General features: G+C 64.5%; 8 protein-coding genes. All 8 read left to right on the top strand.

The window, feature by feature from the left end; translation table 11 throughout:
- The first annotated feature begins 534 nt into the window (after positions 1–534).
- The 8 genes from mfd (at position 535) to VC212_RS10720 (ending at position 12,801) form a co-directional block, all read left to right on the top strand.
- Complete coding sequence (gene mfd / locus VC212_RS10755; RefSeq protein WP_323515202.1) at positions 535–4,002, top strand: transcription-repair coupling factor; 3,468 nt, start codon at positions 535–537, stop codon at positions 4,000–4,002.
- Between the two features lie 451 nt (positions 4,003–4,453).
- Complete coding sequence (locus VC212_RS10750; protein WP_115513439.1) at positions 4,454–4,783, top strand: STAS domain-containing protein; 330 nt, start codon at positions 4,454–4,456, stop codon at positions 4,781–4,783.
- A gap of 18 nt (positions 4,784–4,801) precedes the next feature.
- Entirely contained in the window at positions 4,802–6,811 is a 2,010-nt protein-coding gene (locus VC212_RS10745; RefSeq protein ID WP_323515204.1) for a chemotaxis protein CheA, read from the top strand.
- Positions 6,812–6,877: 66 nt separating this feature from the next.
- Positions 6,878–9,031, top strand: coding sequence for a methyl-accepting chemotaxis protein (locus VC212_RS10740; RefSeq protein ID WP_323515205.1), 2,154 nt, complete (start codon positions 6,878–6,880; stop codon positions 9,029–9,031).
- 10 nt (positions 9,032–9,041) lie between these two features.
- Positions 9,042–9,557, top strand: coding sequence for a chemotaxis protein CheW (locus tag VC212_RS10735; RefSeq protein ID WP_055850401.1), 516 nt, complete (start codon positions 9,042–9,044; stop codon positions 9,555–9,557).
- 25 nt (positions 9,558–9,582) lie between these two features.
- The gene (locus VC212_RS10730; RefSeq protein ID WP_323515206.1) at positions 9,583–10,866 is read left to right on the top strand and encodes an EAL domain-containing response regulator; all 1,284 of its coding nucleotides are present in this window, start codon (positions 9,583–9,585) and stop codon (positions 10,864–10,866) included.
- A gap of 4 nt (positions 10,867–10,870) precedes the next feature.
- On the top strand, positions 10,871–11,677 hold the full coding sequence (locus VC212_RS10725) for a protein-glutamate O-methyltransferase CheR (RefSeq protein WP_323515207.1): 807 nt from the start codon (positions 10,871–10,873) through the stop codon (positions 11,675–11,677).
- The gene (locus VC212_RS10720; protein ID WP_323515297.1) at positions 11,674–12,801 is read left to right on the top strand and encodes a chemotaxis response regulator protein-glutamate methylesterase; all 1,128 of its coding nucleotides are present in this window, start codon (positions 11,674–11,676) and stop codon (positions 12,799–12,801) included. Before VC212_RS10725 ends, VC212_RS10720 begins: the two co-directional genes overlap by 4 nt.
- Positions 12,802–12,951 lie beyond the last annotated feature (150 nt).

Genomic DNA, 12,951 nt, shown 5'->3' with positions numbered 1-12,951 from the left:
CTGAGATCCAGGCTCTGACGGCAGCCCACGCCGGCTCTCGACACCTAAACTGCCAGATTCCGAACAGATAAGGCTCTTACGCGGCATCCATGCCGCGTAAGGTCCCGTGCCGGTAGGCGGGCAAGGACCAGTCAAAAGGTCGGTGTGCACGGTTCGAGCCAGGCGCGGTGAGCGGTGCTATTGACGGCCTACCGAACCAATACAGGGCCCAAGAAACCGCCTGCGGTCTCGGTCTGATGACCCTCCTCTGACGACCGACCAACGTGCTGGCGCGGTGTCCTCACCGATTGCGGGACCGTGTGGCGGCATGGATGCCGCCACCGAGCCTCCACGGACGGATTCACGGCGTGTCCCGCAAACGGTGAGGGCACCGGGCCTTCGACCCGCTCAGCGGTTGCTCCTGCAGTCGGCCAGTCACCAGAACGACAGCAACAAGCCAGCAGAACTTGGCGAAGCTCTCCGCGCGCGAGCCAACACCAGCTTTCACGCCAGATGGACCGGGCACTGCGGGCGCTCTGATAAAATCGCGGACTGATGCCGCAGCCTACCTATCCCTCGCCGCCGCTGCCCAAGTCTGGCCAGCTCCGCGCCTACTGGCGCTCTCCGTCTTCTCCGACTGCACTGGCCTGGTCGATTGCCCGCGCTGCCGAAGCGCATGCCGGCCCGTTGCTGGTGATCGCCCGCGACAACCAGAGCGCGCACCAGATCGAAGCCGATCTGCACGCATTGCTCGGCGAGCACGCGACGCTGCCGGTGGTGCCGTTTCCCGATTGGGAAACCCTGCCCTACGACCAGTTCAGCCCGCACCCGGAAATCATCAGCCAGCGCCTGGCTGCCCTGCATCGCCTGCCCGGCCTGAGCAAGGGCGTGGTGATCGTGCCGGTGCAGACCCTGATGCAGCAGCTGGCGCCGCTGAGCTACATCGTCGGCGGCAGTTTCGATCTCAAGGTCGGCCAGCGACTGGATCTGGATGCGGAAAAACGCCGCCTGGAAAGCGCCGGTTACCGCAATGTGCCGCAGGTGATGGACCCAGGCGATTTTGCGGTGCGCGGCGGGTTGCTCGACGTGTTTCCGATGGGCGAAACCACGCCGCTGCGCGTGGAGTTGCTGGATGAGGACATCGATTCGATCCGCGTGTTCGACCCGGAATCGCAGCGTTCGCTGGACAAGGTGGACGCGGTCAAGATGTTGCCCGGCCGCGAAGTGCCAATGGACGACGCCAGCATCGAACGCGTGCTGGCCTGCCTGCGCGAACGCTTCGATGTGGATACCCGGCGCAGCGCCTTGTATCAGGATCTCAAATCGGGTCTGGCGCCGTCGGGGGTCGAGTACTACCTGCCGATGTTCTTCGCCAAGACTGCCACGCTGTTCGATTATCTGGACAAGCGCGCGCTACCGTTGATCGCTACTGGCGTGTCCAACGCAGCCGATACGTTCTGGGCGCAGGCGCAGAATCGCTACGAACAGCGCCGCCACGATGTGGAACGCCCACTGCTGCCGCCGGAGGAGTTGTATCAATCGCCGGATGCGCTGCGCGAGCGGCTCAACAAGCTGGCGCGTATCGAGGTGTGGGCCAGCGACCATGCGCGCATCGACGAGGCCGCCGCGCTCGGCGACCAACCGTTGCCGCCGTTGCCGGTTGCCGCAAAAGACGCGCCGGCTGGCCAGGCACTGGCCTCGTTCCTGAGCCACTACCCGGGCCGTGTGCTGGTCGCCGCCGATTCGGCCGGCCGCCGCGAAGCCTTGATGGAAGTGCTGGCCGCCGCCCAGCTCAAGCCGGATGTCGTGGCCGATGTGCCGGCCTTCCTGGCGGCGACCAAGCTGCGTTTCGGCATCACGGTGGCAGCGCTGGAAGACGGTTTTGCGCTGGACGACCCGCAGATTGCGGTACTGACCGAGCGCCAGCTGTTTCCCGAGCGGGCCAACCAACCGCGCCGTACGCGCCGGGTCGGGCGTGAGCCGGAAGCGATCATTCGCGACCTGGGCGAGCTGTCCGAAGGCGCGCCGATCGTGCACGAGGATCACGGTGTGGGCCGCTACCGCGGGCTGATCGTGCTCGATGCCGGCGGCATGCCCGGCGAATTTCTGGAAATCGAATACGCCAAGGGCGACCGGCTGTATGTGCCGGTGGCGCAGTTGCATCTGATCAGCCGTTACTCCGGTGCATCGGCCGAGACCGCGCCGCTGCATTCGCTGGGCGGCGAGCAATGGACCAAGGCCAAGCGCAGAGCCGCCGAGAAGGTGCGCGACGTGGCTGCCGAACTGCTGGAAATCCAGGCCCGCCGCCGCGCGCGCGCAGGCCTGGCGCTGCAGGTGGACCGTGCGATGTACGAGCCGTTTGCAGCCGGGTTCCCGTTCGAAGAGACCACCGACCAGCTTGCCGCCATCGACGCCACGCTGCGCGATCTGGGCAGCAGCCAGCCGATGGACCGCGTGGTCTGCGGCGATGTCGGTTTCGGCAAGACCGAGGTCGCGGTGCGCGCGGCATTTGCTGCGGCCAGTGCCGGCAAGCAGGTCGCCGTACTGGTGCCGACCACCCTGTTGGCCGAACAGCATTACCGCAATTTCCGCGACCGCTTTGCCGATTACCCGATGAAGGTGGAAGTGCTGTCGCGCTTCAAGAGCACCAAGGAAATCAAGGCCGAGCTGGAGAAGGTCGCCAGTGGCGATATCGACGTCATCATCGGCACGCACCGCTTGTTGCAGCCGGATGTGAAGTTCAAGGACCTGGGCCTGGTCGTGGTCGACGAGGAACAACGGTTCGGTGTGCGGCAAAAAGAAGCGCTCAAGGCGATGCGCGCCAACGTGCATCTGCTCACGCTCACCGCCACGCCGATCCCGCGCACGCTCAACATGGCCATGGCCGGCTTGCGCGATCTGTCCATCATCGCCACCCCGCCGCCCAACCGGCTAGCGGTGCAAACCTTCATCACCGCCTGGGACAACACGCTGCTGCGCGAAGCATTCCAGCGCGAGCTCAGCCGTGGCGGTCAGCTGTACTTCCTGCATAACGATGTGGAAAGCATCGTGCGCATGCAACGCGATCTGTCCGAGCTGGTGCCGGAAGCGCGCATCGGCATCGCGCACGGGCAGATGCCCGAGCGCGAGCTGGAACGGGTGATGCTGGATTTCCAGAAGCAGCGCTTCAACGTGCTGTTGTCGACCACGATCATTGAATCGGGCATCGACATTCCCAACGCCAACACCATCATCATCAACCGCGCCGATCGCTTCGGTCTTGCGCAGTTGCATCAGCTGCGCGGCCGCGTGGGCCGTTCGCATCACCGCGCCTATGCGTACCTGGTGGTGCCGGACCGGCGCTCGATGACCTCCGATGCAGAAAAACGTCTGGAAGCCATCGCTTCGATGGACGAGCTGGGTGCAGGCTTTACGCTGGCCACGCACGATCTTGAAATTCGCGGCGCCGGCGAGTTGCTCGGCGAAGACCAGAGCGGCCAGATGGCCGAGGTCGGTTTCAGTCTGTACACCGAGCTGCTGGAGCGCGCGGTGCGCAGTATTCGCCAAGGCAAACTGCCCGATCTGGATGCCGGCGAAGAAGCGCGCGGCGCCGAAGTGGAGCTGCACGTGGCCTCGCTGATTCCCGAGGATTACCTGCCCGATGTGCATACGCGCCTGACGTTGTACAAGCGCATTTCCAGTGCACGCGACACCGATGCCTTGCGCGAATTGCAGGTGGAGATGATCGACCGCTTCGGCTTGCTGCCGGATCCGGTCAAGCACCTGTTCGCGATTGCCGAGCTCAAGCTGCAGGCCAATGCGTTGGGGATCCGCAAGCTGGATCTGGGCGAAAACGGCGGGCGTCTGGTGTTCGAAGCCAAGCCGTCGATCGACCCGATGACCGTCATCCAGATGATCCAGAAGCAGCCGAAGATCTACACCATGGATGGCCCGGACAAACTGCGCATCAAGTTGCCGATGCCCGAAGGCGCAGACCGCTTCAACGCCGCACGCGGTTTGCTGGCCGCACTGACACCGGGCTGAAGCGCAAGGCCGCGTTTGACGGCGTCGCAACAGACTCGACAGCACCACACGCCATGCACGCAGGTGAGCACCACCTGTGTGCATGGCGTGCGCGCGAGACATCTTCGATATCGCGCCAATCTGCGTCACACGCAACGGGCTCGCAGCCCTTGCCCTTGCTCGATGCGCACTGCTCCGCCGTGTTTGAAACACGCGCACGTTGTCCCGGGACTGTCCAGGACAAACGCCTTATGAGCCTGCTTGCGACAAACCTGAGCAGTTAATTTCAGAACTGCTAGAAGATTTCACATTTACGTCATTCGACTGAATTTGGCCTAAATATTCCAGCTAGGCGCCGATACCTGCATAGACCGGCATGACCCTGTGTGCAGAGCACGCCACGCAGATCCATGTCACCGCGACCTTCTCCCCGCGTCATCGCACCCAACGTGCGCCATCGCTTGAGGCACCCATGAACACTCCATCTCCCGATCTGCCCGCGCCGTTGACGCTTGCCCTTGAGGGCGAGATGACGATTCGTCGCGCCGCCGAACTCAAGCCGCTGTTGCAGCCGGCGTTGGCGCATCCGGGTGGAGTGCATCTGGATCTGGCGGCAGTGAGCGAAATCGACACCACCGGCCTGCAATTGCTGCTGGCCACCAAGCAGGCGATCCAGGCCGATGGACGGCCGTTTTCGCTGACCGATTCCAGCCGTGCGGTGGTCGATGTGATCGAACTGCTCGGCCTGCTCGAAGCGCTGTACCCGCATGCGGTTGCCGGCCTCGGCGAACAGATTCACTAACGGACGGGTGACGCGCGCATGGACATGAACCAGCTGATGCAGACCTTCCTGGCCGAGAGCCGGGACCTGCTCGAAGACATGGAACGGCATCTGCTCGAAGCCGAGCGTGGCGAGTCGTCGCCGGATGCGGTCAATGCGATCTTCCGTGCCGCGCACACCATCAAGGGCTCGGGCGGATTATTCGATCTGCCGCAGCTGGTCGGCTTCACCCATGTGGTGGAAAGCGTGCTCGATCTGGTGCGCGATGAAGCGCTGACGTTGAGCTCGGAACTGATCGGGCTGCTGCTGGTGTGCTGCGATCATATCCATGCACTGGTGGAGACTGCCGCCGACCCCAGCCATGCCGATGCGGATGCGCTGGCTGCCGAAGCCGAACCGCTATTGGCGCAGCTGCAGACCTATCTGCAAAGCAGCGCCTGCGGCGTCACCGCTGCCGCCATCCAGTACAGCACGCCTGAAAAACAGAGCGGTTACTGGCGCATCTCGCTCAAACTTTTCGCCGACGCACTGCGCTTCGGCAACTCGCCGCTCAAGCTGATCCGCAATCTGCGCGGCCTCGGGTCGGTAGAGTCGATCGGCACCGACTACAGCCAATTGCCAAAGTTCGAAGACCTCGACCCGGAAGCCAATTACCTCGGTTTCCAGATCCTGCTACGCAGCGATGCCGACCGCGCCGCAATCGAAGAGGTGTTCGAATTCGTCCGCGACGATTGCGATCTGGATATCGCCGCAGTGCCTGCACCAGCCGACACCGCCACGCTGCTGATCAGCGAGCCGGTGGTTGTCGCGGTGCCGGTCAGCGTACTTGCCGCCGTGCCCAACGCCGCATCGGCGCCGGCCCGCACCGCGCCCGATGCGGGCGGACGCAACAACGATGCGCGCTCGATCCGTGTGGATGCCGACAAGCTAGATCGCATGATCGATCTGGTCGGCGAACTCATCATTGCGGTCAGCAGCACCAATGCCAATGCGCAGCGCACCGGCGATGCGCAACTGCTGGAATCGGCTTCAATCCTGGCCGGCCTGGTAGAAGACGTGCGCGAAAGCGCGCTGCAGCTACGCATGGTCAAGATCGGCGGCACCTTCAGCCGCTTCCAGCGTGTGGTGCACGATGTGGCGCGCGAACTCGGCAAGGACATTGCGCTGGTGGTGGCCGGCGAAGACACCGAACTGGACAAGTCGGTGGTGGAAAAGATCGGCGACCCACTGACGCATCTGGTGCGCAACGCGATGGACCACGGCATCGAGCCGGCGGACGTGCGCGTGGCACACGGCAAACCCGCACGCGGCACCGTGGGCCTCAACGCGTATCACGACTCCGGCAGCATCGTCATCCAGATCACCGACGACGGCGGCGGTTTGAACCGCGACCGCATCCTGGCCAAGGCGCTCGAGCGCGGCCTGATCGAACCCGGCCGCCAGCTCAGCGACCGCGAAGTGTTCGCGATGATCTTCGAACCGGGCTTTTCCACCGCAGAAAAGGTCACCAACCTGTCCGGCCGCGGCGTCGGCATGGACGTGGTCAAACGCAACATCACCGCCCTGCGCGGCACGGTCGAGATCGACAGCGCTGCCGGGCTGGGCACCACCATCTCGGTGCGACTGCCGCTGACGCTGGCCATCATCAACGGCTTCCAGGTGGGCGTGGGCAAATCCGTGTTCGTGGTGCCGCTGGATGTGGTGGAGGAATGCGTGGAGTTCACGCCCGACTACGCCAGCGACTACATCGACCTGCGCGGCAGCGTGCTGCCGTATGTGCGCCTGCGTGAACTGTTCGCCCTCGGCGGCAGAACGCCGGCACGCGAAAGCATCGTGGTGATCCGCCAGGGCGCACAACGCTTCGGCCTGGTCGTGGACACCTTGCTGGGCGAATGGCAGACCGTGATCAAGCCGTTGTCCAAGGTGTTCGCACAGGTCAAAGGCATCAGTGGCTCCAGCATCCTGGGCAGCGGCGATGTCGCGCTGATTCTGGATGTGCCCAGCCTGATTCAGCAGTTGCATCCCAACCAGGACGCGCTGGCGGCCTGAGCATCCGCAGTTTCGCTCCTTACAACCCGCCTCGTTCGTTGTTACCTGACCCCAGGAACTCTCGCCATGTCACACCGTCTTCCGATCGCCACCCAGTTATGGTTCACCGCCGCACTTGCGGTGGCCCTGCCCGTCCTCGTGATCGTCGCCGGCTTTGCGCTGACGCTGTCGCATGCAGCCCTGCTCGGCGCCAGCATCGTTGCAGCACTCATCAGCGGTGCACTGCTGATGTGGGCGATCCGCATCGCCAGCGGCGCGCTGGACCTGGCCACCACCACGCTGGACGCCTTCTCGCGTGGCAACTTCGATGTCGCCCTGCCGCAGACACGCGACGAGCATGCCGGCGACGTGCTGCGCGGCTTGCGTAAAGTGCAAAGCGGCATCCGCCACGTCAACGACGAGATCAATCGTGTCTCGCGCGAACACGATGCCGGCGAAATCGACGCACGCATCGATGTGGCGCGCTTCGACGGCGACTTCCGCACCATGGGCGATGGCATCAATCGCATGGTCGCCAGCCATATCACGGTGAAAAAGCAGGCGATGGCCTGCGTGGCCGAATTCGGCCGCGGCAACTTTGCCGCCGAGCTGGAACGCCTGCCTGGCAAGAAAGCCTTCATCAACGAGGTGGTGGACCAGATCCGCGGCAACCTCACCGGCATGGTCGCCGAGGTCAACCGCATGTCGGTGGAACACGATGCCGGCGATATCGACGTGGTGATCGACACGCAGCGCTTCACTGGCGACTTCCGTCGCATGGCCGAAGGCATCAATGCGATGGTGGCTGGCCACATCGCGGTCAAGAAGCAGGCCATCGCCTGCGTCGGCGAGTTCGGCCGCGGCAACTTCACCGCACAACTGCCGTTGCTGCCGGGCAAGAAGCGCTTCATCAACGACACCATCGATCAGGTGCGCGGCAACCTCACCGGACTGATCGCCGAGATCAACCACATGTCGGCCGAACACGAAGCCGGCGATATCGATGTGGTCATCGACAGCACCCGCTTCGATGGCGATTTCCGCAGCATGGCCACCGGCATCAACGAGATGGTTGGCGCACATATCGCGGTCAAGAAGTTGGCGATGGGGGTGGTGGCCGAATTCGGCCGCGGCAACTTCGATGCGCCGCTGGCGCAACTGCCTGGCAAGAAGGCCTTCATCAACGACACCGTGGAGCGCGCGCGCAGCAATCTGCGCAGCATTTCCGAAGTCATCCAGGTCATGGGCGCGATGGCCGACGGCGACCTCACCCACACCGTGGAAGGTCGCTACGAAGGCGCATTCGCCGACATGCAGCGCTACGTCAACACCACCATGACCCGCTTGACCGAGATCGTCGATGAGGTCAACCGCAACGCCGAAAATCTGGCCAGCGCTTCCGAGCAAGTGAGCGCCACCGCGCAAGCGCTTGCACAGGCCGCCAGCGAACAGGCCGCAGGCGTGGAAGAGACCAGCGCCTCGCTGGAGCAGATGACCGCCTCCATCGCACAGAACACAGAGAACGCCCGCGTCACCGACAGCATGGCCGCCAAGGCCGCCAGCGAAGCGGCCGACGGTGGCGACACCGTGCGCGCCACCGTGGTAGCGATGAAGGACATCGCCAAGAAGATCGGCATCATCGACGACATCGCCTATCAGACCAATCTGCTCGCGCTCAACGCGGCCATCGAAGCGGCGCGTGCCGGCGAGCATGGCAAGGGCTTTGCGGTGGTGGCTGCGGAAGTGCGCAAGCTGGCCGAGCGTAGCCAGATCGCCGCGCACGAGATCGGCGAAGTGGCCGGCTCCAGCGTCGAGTTGGCGGAAAGCGCCGGCCGCGTCTTGGGTGAAATGGTGCCGTCGATCCGCCGCACCTCCGACCTGGTGCAGGAAATCGCTGCAGCCTCCGAAGAACAGACCGCCGGCGTCAGCCAGATCAACACGGCGGTGGGTCAGTTGAACCAGACCACGCAGTCGGCCGCTGCCAATGCCGAAGAACTGGCCGCCACCTCCGAGGAAATGAGCGCGCAGGCCGAGCAGTTGCAGCAGCTGATGGGCTTCTTCCGGCTGGGCACGGGCGGCCGCAGCGCTGGCTCAGGCAGCAAGAGCGGCCCGCGCCGCGTGGTGCAGGCCAGCCACTCCACGGCGCTCAGTGCACCGGCAAGACGGACCAACGTGCGTCAGATCGGCATGCTGGCGGCAACCGCCGATGCCATCGACGAGTCGCAGTTCGCCAGCTTCTGAGGTGCACACCATGCAAGCGCACAACACCGCCAGCAGCACCGCACCGTCGCCGACGGCACCGCAGCAATACCTGACCTTTTTATTGGGCGGGGACATGTTCGGCCTGGGCATCCTCGGGATCAAGGAGATCATCGAATACCGCACGCCCACCGACGTACCGATGATGCCGCCTGCGCTGCGCGGGGTGATCAATCTGCGCGGCGCAGTCGTGCCGGTGGTGGATCTGCAGCAGCGCTTCGGCCGCGACGCCAGCGCGATCACCAAACGCAGCTGCATCGTGATCGTGGAGATTGCGCAGGGCGATGCGCACCTGGTGCTCGGGTTGCTGGTGGATGCGGTCAGCGAAGTGCTGGAGATCGCACCGGCCGATATCGTCGAGCCGCCCAGTTTCGGTGCCGGCATCGCACGCGATTTCATCCAGGCCATGGGCAAGATTGGTGAGCGTTTCGTGATCCTGCTCGATGCCGATGCCGTGCTGGGCCGCGATGCGCTCGCCCAGCTCCCCGCCGCCCCGCTGGCGGCCTGACTTCCGCATGCACGCAAGGATTCCCATGCGCCCCGCCCTTCTCTCCTGCAACTGCACGCTCACCGGCCCGGTGCTGGTGGTCGACGACAGCGTGGTGCAACGCGAACACGCCATGGCCTTGTGCCGCCAGCTCGGCGCCAGCACGGTCGATGGTGCCGTGGATGGTCACGCTGCGTTGGCCTGGCTAGTCCACGCCAACGCGCCCTCGCTGTTGTTGGTCGACCTGGAAATGCCGGGCATGGACGGTGTGCAACTGCTCGATGCGCTGGCGCGCGGCCAGCACAACGTGCCGGTGGTGGTGGTGTCGCAACGCGGCGGTGCCCTGATCGATGCAGTGATGCAGCTCAGCCGTAGCGCCGGCGTGCGTGTGTTGGGCGGCATCGAAAAACCGATGAACCTGCAGGACCTGGCCACCGTGCTGGAATGCGAGCCCGAATCCAGCGCCAGTGTGCCGACCTTCGTGCAAACGGCAGTTTCGCCGTTGATGTCCAGCGGCGGCGCGGCGGCCTCGCGGCTGGATCGCGCGATGCGGCGCGGCGAAATCCGCGTGGCGTATCAACCCAAACTCGATCTGAAAGACGGCCGCTTGCGCGGGGTGGAAGCACTGGCGCGCTGGCGTCGCCCGCAAGGCGACATGATCGGGCCGGACCGCTTCATTCCACTGGCAGAGCGCGAAGGCTTGATCCACGCCCTGACCCAACAGGTGATCGACAAGGCGATTGCGCAGCTGGTGGATTGGCGCAGCGAAGGCTTTCAGTTGACCCTGGCATTGAACCTGTCGCCCCGGCTTCTCGGCGAAGAGGATTTTCTCGAACAACTGTGCGCCAAGCTGAGCGACAACGGCTTGCGCCCGGCGGACCTGGTGCTGGAACTCACCGAAAGCGCCATCGTGGAGCCGGCCAATGCATTGAGCATGCTCGCGCGCCTGCGCCTGCATGGCTTCGGATTGTCCATCGACGATTACGGCACCGGCTTCTCGTCGCTGCAACGTCTGGCCAGCATCCCGTTCACCGAACTCAAACTGGACCGCAGCTTCGTGCAGGCCGCGCATCGTAGCCGCAGCCAGCGCACCGTGCTCGAATCCACGCTGGAACTGGCCCACCGCCTGGACCTGACCGCCGTGGCCGAAGGCGTGGAAACCCCGGATGACTGGCGCCTGCTGCGCGAGCTGGGCTGCGACCTGGCGCAAGGCTATTTGATGGGGTCGCCGATGCCTGGGCCGATGCTGTCGGACTGGTGGCGCGAACATGCCGTGCGCATCGCCCGATTGAGCGACAACATGCTCCCCAGCGATGCGGATGTGGCCTGAGCCGATGAATACCGCCACCGCCATCACCGAACAAGAGTTCGGGCGCTTCCAGCGTTTCATCTTCGAAGCCGCCGGCATCAGCATTTCGTCGGGCAAAAAGGCCATGTTGTGCGGCCGCCTGGGCAAGCGTCTGCGCGAACATCAGTTCAGTAACTACACGCAGTATCTGCAGTTGCTGGAAAGCCGCCAGGACCGCGAGGAAATCCAGACCGCGATCGATCTGCTCACCACCAACGAAACCTATTTCTTCCGCGAGCCCAAGCACTTCGACCTGCTACGCAAACTGGCCGGCGAGCACCGCGGCGGGCTGCCGTTCCGTTGCTGGAGTGCGGCCAGTTCCAGCGGCGAAGAGGCCTACAGCATGGCGATGGTGCTGGACGATACGCTGCAAGGCCGCCCGTTCGAGGTGGTCGGTACCGACATCAGCACGCGCGTGCTGGCCAAGGCGCGCACCGGGCATTACGCATTGCAACGCATCGACGGCATTCCGCAGCCGTATCTCAAGCGCTACTGCCTGCGCGGCCAGGGCGAGTATGCCGGCACCCTGTTGGTAGAACGCCGCCTGCGCGACCGTGTGCAGTTCGTGCATGCCAACCTCAACACTGCACTGCCGGCATTGGGGAGCTTCGATGCGATCTTCCTGCGCAATGTCATGATCTATTTCAATGGCCAGACCAAGCGCGAAGTGATCTTGCGGGTGCTGGCCAACCTCAAACCGGGCGGACACTTCTGCATCGGCCATTCGGAAAGCTTGAGCGAGCTCGATATCGATCTCACCCAGGTGGCACCGTCGATCTTCCGCAAAGCCTGAGTCAGGGATCTCTTGTGTCCACAGCGTTCAATCGCCCCGCCACCAATCCCAACACCATCAAGGCCATGGTGGTCGACGATTCGGCGGTGGTGCGCCAGGTCCTGGTAGGCGTGCTTAACGACGCCCCCGGCATCGAGGTGATAGCCACTGCCGCAGACCCGTTGCTGGCCATCGAAAAGATGCGCCAGCAGTGGCCGGATGTGATCGTGCTGGACGTGGAAATGCCGCGCATGGACGGCATCACCTTCCTGCGCAAGATCATGAGCGAGCGCCCCACTCCGGTGGTGATCTGCTCCACGCTCACCGAAAAAGGCGCCCGCGTGACCATGGATGCGCTGGCCGCCGGCGCGGTAGCGGTGGTGACCAAACCGCGTCTGGGCTTGAAGCAATTCCTCACCGATTCGGCCGACGAGCTGGTCGCCACTGTGCGCAGCGCCGCACGCGCCAACGTCAAGCGCCTGGCCGCACGCGTCACTGCCGTGCCGCTGGAAGCAGAGGTCAAACACACTGCCGACGTGATCCTGCCAGCGCAAAGCGGGCGCGCGCTGTCGCAAACCACCGAGCGCATCGTCGCCATCGGCACCTCCACCGGCGGCACCCAGGCGCTGGAAGAAGTACTCACGGCTCTGCCACGCGTGTGCCCGGGCATCGTGATCGTGCAGCACATGCCGGAGAAATTCACCGCTGCCTTCGCCGCACGCCTTAACGGTCTGTGCCAGATCGCAGTGAAAGAGGCCGCCAACAACGATCGCGTGATGCCGGGGCGCGCGTTGATCGCACCGGGCGGCAAACATCTGCTGTTGCGCCGCAGTGGCGCGCAATATTTCGTCGAAGTACTGGAAGGCCCGCCAGTCAACCGGCACCGCCCGTCGGTGGATGTGTTGTTCCGCTCTGCCGCGCGTGCGGCCGGCAGCAATGCGCTCGGCATCATCATGACCGGCATGGGCGACGACGGCGCCGCCGGCTTGCTGGAAATGCGCCAGGCCGGCGCGCGCACGGTGGCGCAGGACGAACACACCAGCATCGTGTTCGGCATGCCCAAGGAAGCGATCAAGCGCGGCGGTGCGGACCGCATCCTGCCGCTGGGCGCGATGGCGCGGGAGATCGTGACGCAGCTGCAGTAGGCGCGACCCCGCAAGAGTACCGGCACTGCCGGCAGCCCGCGGGCATCGACGTGGCAGACGAACGTGCGCAGGCAACACCCCACAGCGCACGGAGACTGCGGCAAGCGCGGTATCCCGGCGCCCGCCACGCAGGCCGTGTCTTCCAACCAC

Origin of the sequence: Xanthomonas sp. WHRI 8932A, from assembly GCF_035012785.1 — a bacterium.
GTDB lineage: Bacteria > Pseudomonadota > Gammaproteobacteria > Xanthomonadales > Xanthomonadaceae > Xanthomonas.
This window is presented reverse-complemented; position numbering and strand designations above follow the sequence as displayed.